Origin of the sequence: Staphylococcus sp. GDY8P120P, assembly GCF_017892065.1 — a bacterium.
GTDB classification, from domain to species: domain Bacteria; phylum Bacillota; class Bacilli; order Staphylococcales; family Staphylococcaceae; genus Staphylococcus; species Staphylococcus nepalensis.
In genome coordinates this window covers 1-17,442 of record NZ_JAESKI010000007.1, presented here as the reverse complement: position 1 = coordinate 17,442, position 17,442 = coordinate 1, and the positions used below count along the sequence as shown (strand labels likewise).

Genomic DNA, 17,442 nt, shown 5'->3' with positions numbered 1-17,442 from the left:
TATACTTGTATACAAGTATATCGAATTGATAATGAGGTGACGGCGCGGTGAAATATTTATATCCAGAACAATGGCTTGAAGGTGTATCTAAAGGTGAAATGATTGCTTCAGAAATACGTTTGAGGATTGTTGATGGGACAATTACGCCAGATAAACTGCTGACTGAAAACCAAATCGCTAAAGAATTTAATGTCAGTCGTTCTCCAGTTAGAGACGCGTTTAAGCTACTTAAACAAGATCAATTAATTAATTTAGAGCGTATGGGCGCAGATGTCTTGCCATTTAATGATAATGAAAAGAAAGAACTATATGATCTAAGAATTATGTTAGAATCTTTTGCATTTAATAAAATTAAAGCAAGTAATCACAAACAAATTGTTAAAGAGATGCGAAAACAGCTCGAGATGATGAAAGTTGCTGTGAAATTTGAGGATGCAGAAGCATTTACAGTGCATGATATGAAATTTCATGAAGTAACCATATTAGCTTCAAAGCATCAATACTTGAAAACGTTTTGGAATAACTTAAGGCCAGTGATGGAAGCGCTTATTTTATTATCAATGCGTGAACGTATGAATAAAAAACCTGAAGACTTTGAACGAATCCACCATAATCACGAAGTATTTATTGATGCGATTGCAGATAAAGATGCAACAAAACTTAGAAATGCATTTCATTTGAACTTTGATGACGTTGGGGAAGATATTGATAGTTTTTGGTTAAAATAAGAAGTGATAGTAGGAGGTAAAATCATGAAATATATGATTGGCGTTGATATAGGTACTACAAGTACTAAAGCTGTCCTTTATGATGAAAAAGGACAATTCATAATGAAACATAATATCGGTTATCCTTTACACACACCAAACGTAGAAGTTTCAGAAGAAAATCCTGATGAACTGTTCGATGCCGTGTTAATGACCATCAAATATGTAATGAGAGAAGCGAACATCGATAAAAAAGATTTGAAATTAATTTCATTTAGTGCGCAAATGCATAGTTTGATTGCAATGAACGCGAGTAATGAACGATTAACTGAAAATTTAACATGGGCTGATAACCGTGCGATTAAATACGCAGAAGAAATTAAAGAAAAACACGATGGCGATGCAATATATAGAAGAACAGGTACGCCGATTCATCCTATGTCTCCGTTATCTAAAATATTTTGGATGAAACATGAACAACAAGAAATATATAACCAAACAGCCATATTTGCTGATATCAAGACTTATATTTTTTATCAATTATTTGAAGAGTATGTGATTGATCAATCAATGGCTTCATCAACAGGTATGTTTAATCTTGAAGATTTAGATTGGGATAAAGCGGCTTTAAGATTATTAGGTATTAGTGCATCACAGTTACCTAAAGTTGTTCCAACGACACATATTTTAAAGGGAATGAAACGTCGTTATGCAACATTGATGGGCATAGATGAAGATACACCAATTGTTGTTGGTGCAAGCGATGGTGTACTTTCTAATTTAGGTGTCAACGCTTTTAAAAAAGGAGAAGTTGCTGTCACAATCGGTACTTCAGGCGCAATTAGAACTGTGATAGATCAACCACGCACAGATTACAAGGGAAGAATTTTCTGTTATGTATTAACCGAAAATCATTATGTAATTGGTGGTCCAGTCAATAACGGCGGTGTGGTATTACGTTGGCTACGAGATGAATTATTGGCAAGCGAGGTCGAAACGGCAAAACGTTTAGGTGTCGATCCATATGATGTACTTACTAAAATTGCGAACCGAGTTAAACCGGGTGCAGATGGATTAATATTCCACCCATATTTAGCAGGGGAACGTGCGCCGTTATGGAATGCAGACGCAAGAGGTTCATTTTTTGGCTTAACCTTAACGCACCAAAAAGAACATATGATTAGAGCAGCTTTAGAAGGTGTGCTTTATAACCTTTATACCGTTTATTTAGCTTTGATAGAAGTGATGAACGAAACACCTTCAACAATAAAAGCAACAGGCGGTTTTGCGAAAAGTGAAGTTTGGCGTCAAATGATGGCTGATATCTTTGACACTAATTTAATTGTTCCTGAAAGTTATGAAAGTTCATGTCTAGGCGCTTGCGTGCTTGGTATGAAAGCACTTGGTGAAATTGATGATTTTTCTATTATCGAAGAAATGGTTGGAACTACAAATGATCATAAACCTAATCAAGATAATGTGAAAATTTACCAGAAACTGATTTCAATATTTATCAATTTAAGCCGCTCTTTAGAAGACCGTTATGCTGAAATCGCTACGTTTCAGCGTGAACATATAACTAAAGACAAGGAACAAAAATAGAAAGAGATTAAATAAAAGACAGGCTATAAATAGAACTGAATCATCTAGTTGGGCTAGAGCTATTTATAGCTGTACTTTTAACCATAATAGAAAAATAAAAATTTTAAACACGAAAGTAAGCGTTATCAAAAAAAGAGTCGGTTTGATATCTTTACGATGATGTTTTCAGTGTTGAAAGGGAGAACGATTATGTTTGAAACAATTTGGCCATTAATTACTGTGGTTATAGGGATTGTCGTATTATTATCACTTATTATTTTCTTAAAATTGAATACATTTATTTCACTTATTATTACATCTATTGTCACTGCAATTTTACTTGGTATGCCTTTAGATAAAATTATTGAAACCATTGAAAACGGTATGGGTAGTACATTAGGTCATATTGCGTTGATTTTTGGTTTAGGGGCTATATTAGGTAAATTATTAGCTGACGGCGGAGGCGCTACAAGAATTGCTGACACACTTATTAAAAAATTTGGTCATAAACATGTACAATGGGCAATGCTTGTTGCAGCTTTCATTGTAGGTATAGCGCTTTTCTTTGAAGTTGGACTCGTATTATTAATTCCATTAGTATTTACGATAGCTAAACGTGCTAACGTTTCACAATTAAAACTTGGCTTACCAATGGTTGTGGCGTTATCTGTTACACATGGTTTCTTACCACCACATCCAGGTCCAGTGGTTATTGCAAAAGAGTTACAAGCTAACTTAGGACATGTATTACTTTATGGTATTATTATTGCGATTCCAGTTACAATTGTGGCTGGACCATTATTTAATAAAGTAGCACAAAAGATTACACCTTCTGCCTATAGCCGAGAAGGCGACATTTCAGCTTTAGGCGCACAAAAGGAATTTTCAGAATCTGAAATGCCAGGATTTGGAATTAGTTTATTAACTGCAATATCACCAGTTATTTTAATGTTACTAGCCACTATCGTTCAGTTAATAACTGGTAATGAAGAAGCAACGAATGGATTTGAATCATTCATTTACTTTATAGGTACAGCAGGCACAGCAATGTTAATTGCAGTATTATTTGCTATTATTACGATGGGTGTGAAACAAGGTAGAAAAAATTCAGAAATAATGGACTCAGTTTCTAATGCCATCTATCCAATAGGTATGATGATCCTAATTATTGGTGGTGGCGGTACTTTTAAACAAGTACTTATCGACGGCGGAGTTGGTGACACAATAGCTAAAATGTTTGAAGGTACTGAAATGTCACCAATTCTTTTAGCGTGGGTCGTTGCAGCTGTTTTAAGAATTGCCTTAGGTTCATCTACAGTAGCTGCGATTTCATCAACAGGTATTGTGTTACCACTACTACAAGCATCTGATGTTAACGTTGCATTGGTCGTATTAGCGATTGGCGCTGGTAGTGTTATTTTATCTCACGTGAATGACGCAGGTTTCTGGATGTTTAAAGAATATTTCGGTTTAACTGTGAAAGAGACATTTTTAACATGGTCATTACTTGAAACGGTGATTTCTGTTTCAGGACTCGTGTTTATTTTAATACTAAGTATTTTTGTATAATGTCATATTCAGTACAGCAGTATGAATGAATAGTTGTTTTTTAAGTCCTTAACAGTATGATATAGTTAAGGACTTTTTTTAAAAGAAATCATTAATATTGAGAAAAGAGGCGTAAATGATGACAAAATTTGATTTGAATAGTTTTTCTTTAAAAGGCAAGAACGCTATTGTAACGGGGGGCGCGCGTGGATTAGGCATGTATTATACCATTGCTTTAACAATGTATGGTGCAAATGTAACTATCGTCAGTTCATCGACACAATCTTGGGAATATTTAAAGCAAATGGTAAATGATCATGAAGGCAATATAGCATTTATACAACAAGATATCACGAAACAAGGCGCTGCTCAAAAAGTAGTTGATGAAGCGGTAACTACTTGGGGAAATATAGATATTCTTGTCAATAATGCTGGTGTGCAGATTAGAAATAATGTACTAGACTTTAAAGATGAAGATTGGCAAAAAGTAATTGATATCAATTTAAATGCATCTTATTACATGGCTCACGAAGTGGCTAAAGTGATGACGAAACAACAATCAGGAAAAATTATTAATATAGGCTCAATGCAATCCTACCGCGCAGGTAAAAATATTTTTCCATATGCAGCAAGCAAACATGGTGTTGTAGGTATCACGAAAGCTTATGCAGATGCGTTGGCAGAATATAACATTCAAGTTAATGCATTATCTCCAGGTTATATTCGAACAGATATGACAAGAGTATTAGAAGAAGACCCAGTGAGAGGTCCAGAAATTAAAAGTCATATTCCATCTGGCGAGTGGGGTGTGCCTGAAAATTTAATGGGGCCACTTATTTTCCTAGCAAGTGAAGCGTCAGATTATGTTACAGGTGTTTCCCTACCGGTTGATGGTGGATACTTACTTAGATAGTATATTAAAGGAAATAAAAACGTAGATTGCGTTATAGCATTTACTGCTATAGGTCAAACCTATCAATCAAATTAAGGGTTTGTTTCACAAAATACAGTCAACCAAAGGTATTAAAATAAATTAATATGCTTAAAACGCAGGTATATGAAATCAGTCAAAGTTTTTGTGATTTCTAGCCTGCTTTTTTTATATAACAATTGAAAAATAGGTTTGAAGTTTTGGTACATTTGTACCAAAAATATAGTTGTATATGGTATTTCAACATAATTTACAGATAAAATGATAAAATTAGATAATTATAGTGATTTTCAAATTGTAAATATACAGCTATGCTAAGCGTTTGTTTCAAAAAAGCATAATGTGACATCAATATATTACAGTTGAAATTTCACTTAACTTGTATATAGTAGACACAATAAGGGGGGAAATTATGAAAAGAATATTACTTATCGCAAGTGCTTTCATTGGCGTCATTGTAGGTGCTGGTTTTGCTTCCGGGCAAGAAGTACTTCAATATTTTACTAGTTTTGGTATTTTAGGTACTTTAGGTGCGATCATCACTACAGCATTATTCGCTTATGTGGGGATGATGTTAGTATGGTTAGGTAGCCGATTTAACACAGACTCACATAAAAATGTCATACATAATATCACAGGTGGAACATTATTTGGAAAAATACTAGGCTGGGTTATTGATTTAGTCATTATTTTCACTTTATTTGGCGTAGGCGTGGTAATGATTGCAGGTGCAGGCTCAAACTTAAACCAGCAATTTGGACTTCCATCAATCGTCGGTACAATTTTAATGACTATATTGATTATACTTGCAGGTATGTTGCGTGTAGAAGGTGTCGTTAAGGTTATCGGGAATATTACACCTTTTTTAATTTTGTTTATATTAATTATTTCGGTTTATAGTTTCTTAACCACAAACGTGCCATTTGCTGAACTGGATACAATTTCAGATGCTAAACCATCTACATTACCGAATTGGTTTGTAGCAGGTGTCAATTATGCTTCTTTTAATACAGCAGTAGGCGCATCTATGGCAATCGTTATGGGAGGAGCAGAAAAAAATAGCAAACTCGCAGCTGTTGGTGGACTACTAGGTGGTTTAACCTTAGGTGTCATGATTGTATTAAGTCACTTAGCTATTTTCACACAAATTAACATTGTAGGCGACATGGAAATGCCTATGTTAGGCATTGTGAACCATATATCTCCAATACTTGGTGTTATTATGGCAATCGTGATATTTGGCATGATTTTCAATACAGGTTTAGGTATGTTTTACGCATTCGCTACACGATTTACGATAGTAGACTCTATGCGTTTTAAAGTATTCTATACCATTACAGTGCTTGTAGGACTATGCTTAAGTTTTGTAGGCTTTACAGACCTTGTAGCTATTTTCTATCCTTTAATTGGTTATTTAGGTTTAGTTCTCATTTTCGTCCTATTTTATGCACCATTTAAATTGAAATTTGGAAAGAAAAATAAATAAAAAACCATATTGTTATAAACGTTTTAAATCATAATGGTCTATAAAGTGTAAAGAAAAACATTTTTGAAATTTTCTATTAATTTGATACTCTATTCCTTATTATTTAGATATAATACAATTATAAGGAATGGGGTGTTTTTTTATGAATGATGAAGCGCTAGAAATTTTGAAAATGCATGCTTTGCAATTATTAAGTATTCAATTAGAAGGTTATGATATGGATGACATGAAGGGGATTAGTAACCATATCAAGACACCATTTATAAATACAACAAGGAAGCAATTTAAAAACGAATTAAAACATTTTATCGTGCATATGCACAGCAATAAAATTTACCATTATAAAAATAGTTTCAATGTAAGTTTTTTAATTTTCAAATTTAAAAAATACAGACAAGTTTATATTATTGGGCCATATATGGAAAAAAGACCAAATGAACGGCAATGTAATGAAATGTTGCAAAGTATGAACATTAAAATTTCTAAACTATCGATACTGAAACAATATTTATTAAAAGTACCACTATGCCATCATGTTAAAGCACAAAAAATGTGTCGTTTAGCAATTCGCTTTTTAAAGAAGAGAAATATTGTTTATGAAACTGTAGATATTGATTTTAGTTTTCATACTAATGAAGCAATATTAGCAGAATCTAAAGCACAAATTGATTACACATTACAAGAAATAGAATATCGTTATCATTTAGAGAATCAGCTACTGACAGCGGTTGAAAATGGTAATGTCGAAGAAGCTTTGTCCATCTTAAATAATATGAATATATCTGTCGCTGGTTTGAGAAGAGTTAAAGACGATATTTCAAATGAGCAATATAAAGCATATTTAATTAATACGTTATGTCGTAAAGCAGGTGAAAAAGCAGGGGTTAGTTTGATTCATATTGATGAAATTTCAGCTAGATTCGCGACTATGATTGATCAAACAATGGATATTGAATTATTAGATGAATTAACGCATTCGATTGTTAAAGCATACGCTGAAAGAGCTATGAAGATAAAAGCAAACGCGTATAGTCCTAAAATAAGTAAAGTGATTCAATATATTGAAAGAAATTTAGATACACATTTAACGTTAGATGAGTTAGCAAATTATGTAGATTTAGCACCGAGTTATTTATCAAGGATTTTTAATCAAGAATGCCATCAGTCACTGTCTCAATTTATTACAACTTTAAGAGTTAAAAAAGGACGCGACTTAATAGCACGCACAAAAATGACTGTATCTGAAGTTTCAAATTATGTTGGTTTTAAAGAACAAAGTTACTTCACTCAATGTTTTAAAAAGCACTATGGTGTGACGCCATTGAAATATCGCATAGAGCATAAAGAATTCTACTAATAAATTTGAGTTAAAAAAACGTAAAAATTAATAATTACAAATAAAATTTGTAAATAAAATTAGAAAAATATCAAAAATATGATAATATCTTTAAAAAAACATTAAAATTAAACCACTTCACATTAAGATAGAGGTATATAATAGGTATCTCGCTCAGGTTAATATACAAAGTAACGTATCAATTTCGATTGGCGTTGTTACAGACTTTAACTATAGTTCAAAATGAAAAGAAATTAAAAAGATAACTACTTAATAATAACAACGTTGTTATTATTTCATTGACTGTTATTATTTTAAAAATATAATAAAAGTAAGCTCTCTATAAATAATGTGTTAAAGATGTAAACACGCGATAATAAAAATCGAATTAATTTATAGGGGTAAAAAAATTTATCTATAGTAGAAAGCGCTTTCAAAACTATGGATGATATAACGATTGAGGGCCACAATCATTAAAACTGACTATGAAATGACAAAGTTAAAGCTCATAACTTTGATTTCGATAGTGGAAAGAGGTAATCCTTATGGTTACAGCGAGATTAAAACCAGCAAATTCTAAGCTGAAAAAATTTAACGAAATCGAATCACCAAAATTAAAATTTAAAGAGAAATTATCTTATGGCTTTGGAGATTTAGGGAATGGACTAATGTTTGATATGGGGCAAATCTATTTGCTGCTCTTTTATACAGATATATTGGGAATTCCATCAGCCATAGGTGGACTGGTATTCTTAGTGGCTAAGTTCTTTGACGCTTTTGTAGATACGGGTGTAGGGACGCTTGTTGACAATCAAAAGAATTTTTCTAAACGTGGGAAGTTTAGACCGTTTATATTATATGGCAGTATTCCATTAGCAATATTAACGGTGCTGACCTTTATTTCTCCAGATATAAGTGAAACAGGTAAGATTATTTGGGCGTTTGGAACATATTTATTATTTAACGCTGCTTATTCTATCGTTAATATTCCTTATGGTTCATTATCTGCTTCAATGACAATCAATGCGGATGACCGTACACAATTATCAGTATTTCGTAATTTAGGTTCGCAAGGTGCAATGTTTATTTCAGGTATTATTATCATTCCTTTAGTGAGTCTTTTTCCTAATCATGCCATCGGATACCCAGTTGCAGTTGGAATTCTTGCGGTTGCGGGTGTGACGCTACATATGTTGTGTTATAAAGGTGTTAAAGAGCGTCATACAGTAGAGCGTCCTCAAATTAAAGGGCTAGGTCGTAAAGCGTTTTTTAATTTACTGAAAAATAGACCATTTATTATTTTAGCCATTTATACTTTATTAACGATTACAGCTTTATTCTTACAACAAGGTGCACAACTGTATTATTACAAAAACGTACTGGGATTCGATAACTTAATTGGTATTGTGAGTACATTGAATTTTATTGTATTAATACCAGCGTTGTTCCTTACAACGTTTTTAAGTAAACGAGTAGGTAAGAAGATGACAGCGATCATCGGTGTAAGTGGTTTTATCATCTTCCAAATATTAAATTTCTCACTATTTTCAGAACAAATCGTACCGTTTTTAATTATTAATACGATTGCACAATTGTTTTTAGTTATTCCAAATACGGTGACATGGGCATTTATTGCAGATGTTGTAGAATATGGACAATGGCAATCAGGGCTAAGATCTGAAGGTATTATTTATGCAAGTTATAGTTTTACAAGAAAAATTTCCCAAGGTTTAGCAGGTTTTATACCAGGGATGGCGTTAACAATTATTGGTTACGTCCCTAATGCGGCTCAGACACCAGATACAATATTTGGTTTGAAAGTTTTATTCTTTGTCGTACCCGCAACAATTTGTTTAATTGCAGTGATCTTATTCTTCTTTGCATATCCACTTACGGATCAGAAGCACAAACAAATTGTTAAAGAATTAGCGCTTAGAGAAGAAATATAGATAATTCACATTTTAATATTATGAGAGGAGCATCGATATGCTATATCCAGTAACGAATGAACACAGAAGCATTATTGATTTAAACGGTATTTGGCAGTTTAAGTTAGAAGGTAATCAGGACACGATAGACGTAACACGACCCTTAAATACTGATTTAGTGATGGCAGTACCGGGTTCGTATAATGACCAAGGCGTGACGACAAACATACGTAATCATGTTGGAAATGTTTGGTATGAAAGAACATTTACGATACCTAAAGTTTTATCAAATGAGCGCATTGTTTTACGGTTTGGTTCAGCAACTCATAAAGCAACTGTTTATATTGATGGCCAAGAAGTCACATCACATCAAGGTGGCTTCTTGCCCTTTGAAGTAGAATTAAATGACCAGTTTTATTCAGGACAGCATCGCTTAACAGTATGTGTAAATAATATATTAGACGAAACCACTTTACCCGTTGGTGACTATAGTGAAACGACAGATAAAGATGGCAATTTAATTAAAAAGAACAAACCTAATTTTGATTTCTTTAACTATGCTGGGCTTCATAGACCTGTTAAAATTTATACAACACCTAGAACGTTTATAGAAGATATTGAAATTATACCAGAGCTTAAAGGCGATATAGCAGAAGTAGGTTATACGGTTGTTACAAATGCCACAGTGGATGAAGTATTAGTTCGATTAATCGATGAAGAAGGTCATATTGTTGCTGAAACATCTGGTTTTAACGGTTCTATTAAAGTAGAGCAACCTCACTTATGGGAACCATTAAATGCTTACTTATATCATTTAGAAGTGACGCTATTAGATAATAATCAAATAATAGATAGTTATGCTGAGCGCTTTGGCATTCGTTCTGTAGAAGTAAAAAAAGGGCAGTTTTTAATTAATAATAGACCATTCTATTTTAAAGGCTTCGGAAAACACGAAGACACATATTACAACGGACGCGGCTTAAATGAAGTTGTAAATGTAATGGACTTTAATCTGATTAAGTGGATTGGTGGTAATTCATTCCGAACGTCTCATTATCCATATTCTGAAGAGATGATGCGGTTAGCAGATGAACAAGGTATTGTAGTAATAGACGAAACAACAGCTGTTGGTGTGCATCTTAACTTTAGCACGATATTGTCTGGTGTTACTTTAAGAAATACTTTTGAAGAAATTGGTACGAAAGAAGCGCATGAATCAGTGATTAAAGGGTTAATCGAACGTGATAAAAATCATGCTTGTGTAGTCATGTGGTCCATTGCTAATGAGCCTGCTTCTACCGAAGCGGGGGCAAAAGCATATTTTGAACCGTTAGTTCATTTAGCGCGTGCATGTGACCCGCAACACCGACCAGTCACAATAGTTACCATATTAACTTCGCAACCAGACACATGCCAAGTACAAGATTTAGTAGATGTACTATGTCTGAATAGATATTATGGATGGTATACACAAACAGGTGATTTGGTAGCAGCTAAAGAAGCCCTGAGAACAGAATTAGATGGATGGACTGAAAAACAACCAGATAAACCGATTATGTTTACGGAATATGGAGCGGATACGGTAGCGGGGATACATGCAATTAGTGATGAATTATTTACTGAAGAGTATCAAGTTCGATATTATGAAGCAAACCACGAAGTAATAGATGAATATCCGCAGTTTATTGGTGAACAAACATGGAATTTTGCAGATTTTGAAACATCTACGGATATTATCAGAGTTCAAGGAAATAAGAAAGGTATCTTCACACGTGAACGACGTCCTAAAGCAGTGGCGCATTACTTTAAAAAGCGTTGGGAAAATATACCTGATTTTGGTTATAAATCATAAGTTACCGCACTCAATAAAAATAAATATTATCATAATCACCCCAAATTTTGTTATTAGCCGTAAAATTTGAGGTGGTTTTTATTTAATGAAATTGTGAAATATATAATATAACTAAAATTAAGATGAAACAATCCCTTCAAAGTTTTCACTTATTGTGTGTACTCTGAAAGGATTATTATTTTTTGATAATTTTATTTTTTCATGATAACAGGTATAATGGGTTATAATTTTGCTTGCCATTTGTCTGTCCATACTAAGTCGTTATAGGCGCCTTTGAATTCGCTCTCGCCCATGATTTTATCAATAGTTTGTTTGATTGTTTCATGATTTGAATGGTATGCGTTAATATATGCCTTAACCATTGTTGCATCGTGTAGATGTGTAGTGAAATTAGTTGAAACAAACACAGTTGGCACTTCATGTACGTACCATGGAATTTCATTACTCATGGCAGTGCCCCACTTGATACGGTAGTTGTTTTCTGCTGCATAGCCAATAATATTTGCAAATACTAAAGCTGCATCTACGTTGTTGCGGTATGCTAGCGTTTTGCCTTTAATACGTGTGGAACCGTCATTTAATGTGACGTTGAACCCTCGAGATTCAAGTTCTTTAATAATATCGTCTGCTACGTTGTTAGCAGATTTGTAAATGCCGTCTTTTTCACCTTCAATGACATAAAGCATAATATTTTTATGCGTTTCAGGACGGATAGGTAATTGGTTTAAAGTATTTTTTACAAGCGTAATACCTAGATCTGCAGCTTCTGCACGCATTTCCAAATGTTCCGTACAACCGATGATATCCAACGCTTCTTTAGGTTGAATAATTGAACCATCTTTTTGTTTTTTATGAAGGCTCAACTGTGCTTTTAACCCTAGTACGCGTCGTACTGCGTCATTTAACCGTTCTTCAGTAATAACGCCTTTCTCATAGCCTTTAAGCATGAATTGATAATCTTCTTCTAAATCATTAAAAAATAAGAACATATCACAACCGGAAGCAATTGCTAATGGGACGTAATCTTCACGGCGCATGGAAGCGGTCATACCGAGCATGTGACTTGCATCGGTAACGACTAAACCATTAAATTTCATGTCGTCTTTTAATAAGTCAGTGATGAGCTCAGAAGAAAGCGTTGCAGGTAAGATATCTTTATCTTCAAGATTAGGGTTTAATTTTTTCGAATAGGCAGGTTGTGCGATATGACCAGCCATAATCATTTGTACACCACGATCGATATGATGTTGATAAACTTTACGGAAGCTATCATCCCATTCTTGTGTTGTTAATTCATTTACGCCAAGCACTAAGTGTTGATCACGTTCTTCTGTACCGTCACCTGGGAAGTGCTTAATACACGTGATCATGTTACGTTCAGCGTTAAAACCGTCTATAAATGCGCTTGAATATTTAATCACTGTTTCAGCATCTGTGCCATATGAACGCGTATTAACAATCGTATTACGCCAATTTTTTAGAATATCAACACAAGGATCGAAGTTAATGTGCACTCCTAATGCAGAAGATTCACGTGCCGATACTAGGCCAGCGTTATAGGCAACTTTTGTATCTTGTGCTGCTTCACATTGTGCAGCACTTGCTATGTAGGTACCGTCTTTACATGCCCCATTACCACCTGAATCACAGTTTGCTGCTACAAGTACGGGCACTTTTGTATGCTTTTGTAAGTCATTAAGTAAGTGTTGCACATCTTCTTTATTGCCACCTTCATAACGTGCGCCTCCAATATGGTAGCGTTTAAGCACATCTTCGTTAGTTAAGTCGGCGTCGTAGAATTTTTTTCCACCTTCTAATGAAAATAAATTAAAAAATAGCTGACCTATTTTTTCTTCATCTGTTAAATTGTTAAGTGTTTCTTCCACCCATGTTATCTGATCCGTATTTAAATAATATGGTGCTGCTGTTAAATCTACTTTAACCATAATTTATTCCTCTCCTTCAAAATTATTGAAAAATAAATCTTTTAATGCTTCTTGTATCTCTTGGTTGAACTTACTTTCTTTAAATAATTTTAGATATTTATTGTTGAAATCGAGCCAAGATTGGTTTTCATGGCCTGCAAGTATCGGATAAAAGTACATATTATGTGATTGAGCTGCTTCTAAATCGCCTTTAGCATCTCCTAACATAATGATGTCTTCTAAATTATAATGCTGCTTTAATTGTGCTAAACAGTATTCTTTTGTGCCTGCTTCTTGTGCAAACATACCGCTTAAATAGGGCGTAAGCTTGTAAGTTTCCCATTCATATTCTACTGCTGATAAATTTGCAGACGATACGATTGCGATATCAGCAAAAGTTGAAGCACTTTGCAACGATTCCTGTACATATTTAAACGGGCCTATGCTTGGTAATGTTTTGATTATAGCGTTGACGTTATGCGACCAAGAGAGTGCTTTTTTTAATCCGATTTGATTAGGATTCGCTTGTATCGCTTCTTCCAATGCAGGATTAGAGAAGGCATGTGTTGTTTGGACCCAATGCTTAATATCTTTGTATCCCTCAATGTTTATACCTTGTTCAACAAGTTCACTTAACATACGTTCTAATCCTCTAAAACGATTAATACCTCTAGTGATTTCATATAAATTTAAATCATTCCATCGTTTTAATAGTTCAGACTGGATATTTTCTAACCGCCATTCTGCAACAAGTGCAGGGCCGAATGCACGCTCGTGTTTTATTGTCATAGAATCAATAGCGCATCCGTCTGAATCAACACAAATTAGTTTTTTGAACTTAGGTTGGTAGTTCGGTAAAGAATCAATCATTTTAAATGTTCCTCTCAAATAAAATTACAATCATTATGATTATTTAATTAAAGATATAGACACGCACTTTCTTTATATTCATTGAATAATAGATAAGCTATGTATGTTACATACTCAAAGAAATGAATTAATAATGGTTTGCTTCAAGTGTGAAACGACAATTCGCTGTGAAGGTTAAAATATAATAAAGCGCTTTCTTTATACTGTTAAAGTTAGCACGCATATTTAAAAAAAACTAGCCATTTCCTCGGGAAATAGTGATTAAATTCACAAAGTTGCCAGTTTATGACATTTTTTTATAAAAAAAGTCATTTTATTTATAAAATACATCGAATATACCAAAAATAGTCGCCATATAGGTTGTAGGAAACAACATTTATTTAAGAAAATATTGTTTAACTATTCATTGTGAAAAAATACACAAATATATAGTACTATCAACACTTTTCAAGTTATTATGGCGAGCGAATGCGTATTGAAATAAATGAAGCAAAGTTATGTATACATACTATAGTAATTGACTAGAATTAGATAAAAAATATAATTAAATTGAGCGATGTAAATAAAACGAAGAGGAGCAGCAGCATGGAAAAGACACGTATTTTACAACAAATGAACGATAATTATCTGGTTGCAGTTGTCCGAGGGAATTCCAGTGAAGATGCAATATTAAAAAGCGAAAAAATAATTGAAGGTGGTATTCTGAATATAGAAATAACGTTTACAACACCTTATGCAGAATTGGCTATTAAAGCATTAACAAAGAAGTTTAACAAAGAAGTTGTTATTGGTGCAGGTACAGTATTAGACGCAGTAACAGCACGTATAGCCATTATGAATGGTGCGCGTTACGTTGTTAGCCCACATTTCGATGTACAAGTAGCTCATATATGTCATTTATACCAAATTCCTTATTTACCTGGGTGTAGTTCAGTAACAGAAATTACAAACGCACTTCAACATGGTGTTGAAGTCGTTAAATTGTTCCCTGGTAACCTACTAGGGGCTAAATTTATAAGAGATGTCCACGGTCCGTTACCACAAGCGAAAATGATGCCGTCCGGTGGTATTTCGTTAGAAAATATGGAACAGTGGTATAATAATGGCGCCTTTGCAATCGGTATTGGTAGTGCTTTAACCCGAAATGTTAAAGAAGGCGAAGAAGATATCATTGTGGCCCAAACACGTGAATTTGTACAGAAATTTCAATCAATACGACATAAGTAGCATGCGCGTCATCACATTCCAAATCATAGTACGAACGCTAAGCTATCACTTATTCAAAATAGAACGAGTAGTCTTATTTGATATGAGTAATACAAATATAAATCTAGTCTCTAGGTGATTTGCGACAGTCAGAATTATCATTAACGTGTGTTTTGTAAACAACCCAGTAGACAGTCATACAGATAGTAAATGTATATAAATTAAAAAATATTGATGTGCTGTCGGTTGTTAACATTATCGTTTCAATTGGAGATTGTTAAAGGGTGAACGAAACAAAAATGAGTTTACATATAGAGTAGAAAAAATTTTAGCGCTATTAGAAAACGTTTACATTAATTACTTTTCTAAGAAAAAAGATGATATATACCCATGATATGTTTGGTTTAGCAATTGAAATTTGTACGAGATCAGTAGATTTGAGGAAACGATTTATATAAGAATGAAAGGGTTTGGTATAGAAATGTGAATCCAATGAGATATGCATCTATGTTTTATAAACATAGTGTGACAGTTTATAACTAAAGTGTTTTTAATCGCATGACATGAACAATAATAGGCAACCACGATATTAAACGATTAGGGAGAGATAGGTTATGGTTTCTAAAACATCCGAGCAAGCACATTCAACTCAAAGTAGACTTGAAAACATAGCTACACCCAAACTGAAATTTAAAGAAAAACTATCATACGGTTTGGGAGATCTAGGGAACGGTATGATGTTCGATATGGGGCAAATTTATTTATTAAAATTTTTTACAGATATATTAGGGATATCTGCATTCTATGGAGGATTGGTTTTCCTAGTGTCTAAAATATTTGATGCTTTTGTAGATACAGGCGTAGGCACTTATATAGATTCTAGAACCAATATCGGCAAACGCGGTAAATTCAGGCCCTTTATACTTTATGGAACAGTGCCTCTAGCAATTTGTACAGTTTTATCATTTATTTCACCTCATTTAGATCAAACTGGAAAAGTCATTTGGGCATTTGCTACGTATATGTTATTTAACGCAGCGTATTCTTGCGTGAATATACCTTATGGTTCACTTTCAGCATCCATGACAGTTAATTCAGAAGATAGAACGCAACTATCTGTATATAGAAATTTAGGTTCACAAGCTGCATTGTTTGTTGCTGGCATTGTGGTAATTCCTTTAGTTAATCAATTTCCAAACCACGCGATTGGTTATCCTGTAGCAGTAGCAATACTGGCAGTAGTTGGCGTTATTTTGCATTTAATTTGTTATAAAAATGTTAAGGAAAGACACGTCATTCAAAGACCGAAACAAAAAGGATTAGGGAAAAAAGCTTTCTTGAGTGTTTTGAACAACGGTGCCTTTGCAATCTTGGCAATTTATACATTATTAACGATTATGGCGATGTTTTTGAAACAGTCATCTCAATTGTATTACTTCCAGTATGTGATGGACGCACCTAATTTAGTAGGATTAGTTAGTACTTTGAATTTTATTGTTTTAATACCAGCGTTATTTTTAACAACATTGTTAAGTAAAAGCGTTGGTAAAAAGATGACCGCTATTATAGGTATCGGTGGGTTTGTAATTTGTGAGTTTTTGAATTTTATATACTTTGGGGGTCATCTTACTACTTTCTTAATTGTAAACACAATCTCTTCATTCTTTCTCGTGATTCCTAACACAGTGACATGGGCTTTTATTGCCGATGTTGTAGAGTATGGACAATGGAAATCTGGCATTCGTTCTGAAGGGATTACATATTCAAGCTATAGTTTCACACGTAAGATTTCGCAAGCGTTAGCTGGGTTTATTCCAGGTGTTGCACTGACAATGATAGGATATCAACCGAATGTTGCCCAATCAGCGGAAACGTTAACTGGTCTTAAAATATTATTTTTTGGTGTGCCTGGCGTAGGATGTTTAATTGCATTACTTATATTCCTGTTTGGCTATCCATTAACAGATAAACGTCACAAACAAATTGTTAAAGAACTCGCTTTAAGAGAAGAAATTTAATGAAATGAAAGGAAATAAAAAGACTATGACATCATTTGGCACTGAACCCTTAAA

At 33.7% G+C, this 17,442-nt stretch carries 12 protein-coding genes; 10 read left to right on the top strand and 2 right to left on the bottom strand.

The features are described from left to right. The first annotated feature begins 47 nt into the window (after nucleotides 1-47). The 8 genes from KA900_RS04690 (at nucleotide 48) to uidA (ending at nucleotide 11,369) form a co-directional block, all read left to right on the top strand. Nucleotides 48-728 carry a GntR family transcriptional regulator gene (locus KA900_RS04690; RefSeq protein ID WP_210139337.1) on the top strand — a complete coding sequence of 227 codons (681 nt, stop codon included), beginning with the start codon at nucleotides 48-50 and terminating at the stop codon, nucleotides 726-728. Nucleotides 729-752: 24 nt separating this feature from the next. Then, complete coding sequence (gntK, locus tag KA900_RS04685) at nucleotides 753-2,309, top strand: gluconokinase (RefSeq protein WP_096808444.1); 1,557 nt, start codon at nucleotides 753-755, stop codon at nucleotides 2,307-2,309. A 189-nt stretch (nucleotides 2,310-2,498) separates the two neighbouring features. Beyond that, nucleotides 2,499-3,857 (top strand): gluconate:H+ symporter, encoded by a 1,359-nt coding sequence (locus KA900_RS04680; protein ID WP_103372990.1) that lies wholly within the window; start codon nucleotides 2,499-2,501, stop codon nucleotides 3,855-3,857. 118 nt (nucleotides 3,858-3,975) lie between these two features. Continuing rightward, a complete protein-coding gene (locus KA900_RS04675; protein WP_115341945.1) occupies nucleotides 3,976-4,749 on the top strand; it encodes an SDR family oxidoreductase in 774 nt (257 codons plus the stop codon). A 430-nt stretch (nucleotides 4,750-5,179) separates the two neighbouring features. Next, nucleotides 5,180-6,253, top strand: coding sequence for a YkvI family membrane protein (locus KA900_RS04670; RefSeq protein WP_096808447.1), 1,074 nt, complete (start codon nucleotides 5,180-5,182; stop codon nucleotides 6,251-6,253). 142 nt (nucleotides 6,254-6,395) lie between these two features. Continuing rightward, nucleotides 6,396-7,610, top strand: a complete 1,215-nt coding sequence (locus KA900_RS04665) for a helix-turn-helix domain-containing protein (protein WP_103372987.1) — start codon at nucleotides 6,396-6,398, stop codon at nucleotides 7,608-7,610. Between the two features lie 524 nt (nucleotides 7,611-8,134). Continuing rightward, nucleotides 8,135-9,538, top strand: a complete 1,404-nt coding sequence (locus KA900_RS04660) for an MFS transporter (protein WP_096808448.1) — start codon at nucleotides 8,135-8,137, stop codon at nucleotides 9,536-9,538. Between the two features lie 37 nt (nucleotides 9,539-9,575). Next, nucleotides 9,576-11,369, top strand: coding sequence for a beta-glucuronidase (gene uidA, locus KA900_RS04655; RefSeq protein WP_096808449.1), 1,794 nt, complete (start codon nucleotides 9,576-9,578; stop codon nucleotides 11,367-11,369). Nucleotides 11,370-11,590: 221 nt separating this feature from the next. Here uidA and KA900_RS04650 read toward each other — a convergent pair whose 3' ends face one another. Both KA900_RS04650 and KA900_RS04645 read right to left on the bottom strand, forming a co-directional pair. Next, a complete protein-coding gene (locus KA900_RS04650; protein WP_096808450.1) occupies nucleotides 11,591-13,315 on the bottom strand; it encodes a glycoside hydrolase family 3 protein in 1,725 nt (574 codons plus the stop codon). 3 nt (nucleotides 13,316-13,318) lie between these two features. Beyond that, nucleotides 13,319-14,164: an HAD family hydrolase gene (locus KA900_RS04645; protein WP_115341947.1), complete on the bottom strand. Its 846-nt coding sequence runs from the start codon at nucleotides 14,162-14,164 to the stop codon at nucleotides 13,319-13,321. A gap of 585 nt (nucleotides 14,165-14,749) precedes the next feature. On the opposite strand from KA900_RS04645, the gene KA900_RS04640 reads away from it, so the two are divergent. Both KA900_RS04640 and KA900_RS04635 read left to right on the top strand, forming a co-directional pair. Next, nucleotides 14,750-15,391 (top strand): bifunctional 2-keto-4-hydroxyglutarate aldolase/2-keto-3-deoxy-6-phosphogluconate aldolase, encoded by a 642-nt coding sequence (locus KA900_RS04640; RefSeq protein WP_096808452.1) that lies wholly within the window; start codon nucleotides 14,750-14,752, stop codon nucleotides 15,389-15,391. 593 nt (nucleotides 15,392-15,984) lie between these two features. Further along, nucleotides 15,985-17,388 carry an MFS transporter gene (locus KA900_RS04635; protein ID WP_096808453.1) on the top strand — a complete coding sequence of 468 codons (1,404 nt, stop codon included), beginning with the start codon at nucleotides 15,985-15,987 and terminating at the stop codon, nucleotides 17,386-17,388. The last annotated feature ends 54 nt before the right edge of the window (nucleotides 17,389-17,442 follow it).

What these genes read in the sequence shown, in the direction of transcription:
- KA900_RS04650 (WP_096808450.1), bottom strand. Translation starts at nt 13,315, where the DNA reads ATGGTTAAAGTAGATTTAACAGCAGCACCATATTATTTAAATACGGAT.
- KA900_RS04670 (WP_096808447.1), top strand. Translation starts at nt 5,180, where the DNA reads ATGAAAAGAATATTACTTATCGCAAGTGCTTTCATTGGCGTCATTGTA.
- KA900_RS04640 (WP_096808452.1), top strand. Translation starts at nt 14,750, where the DNA reads ATGGAAAAGACACGTATTTTACAACAAATGAACGATAATTATCTGGTT.
- KA900_RS04675 (WP_115341945.1), top strand. Translation starts at nt 3,976, where the DNA reads ATGACAAAATTTGATTTGAATAGTTTTTCTTTAAAAGGCAAGAACGCT.
- KA900_RS04665 (WP_103372987.1), top strand. Translation starts at nt 6,396, where the DNA reads ATGAATGATGAAGCGCTAGAAATTTTGAAAATGCATGCTTTGCAATTA.
- KA900_RS04635 (WP_096808453.1), top strand. Translation starts at nt 15,985, where the DNA reads ATGGTTTCTAAAACATCCGAGCAAGCACATTCAACTCAAAGTAGACTT.
- KA900_RS04660 (WP_096808448.1), top strand. Translation starts at nt 8,135, where the DNA reads ATGGTTACAGCGAGATTAAAACCAGCAAATTCTAAGCTGAAAAAATTT.
- KA900_RS04680 (WP_103372990.1), top strand. Translation starts at nt 2,499, where the DNA reads ATGTTTGAAACAATTTGGCCATTAATTACTGTGGTTATAGGGATTGTC.
- uidA (WP_096808449.1), top strand. Translation starts at nt 9,576, where the DNA reads ATGCTATATCCAGTAACGAATGAACACAGAAGCATTATTGATTTAAAC.
- KA900_RS04645 (WP_115341947.1), bottom strand. Translation starts at nt 14,164, where the DNA reads ATGATTGATTCTTTACCGAACTACCAACCTAAGTTCAAAAAACTAATT.
- gntK (WP_096808444.1), top strand. Translation starts at nt 753, where the DNA reads ATGAAATATATGATTGGCGTTGATATAGGTACTACAAGTACTAAAGCT.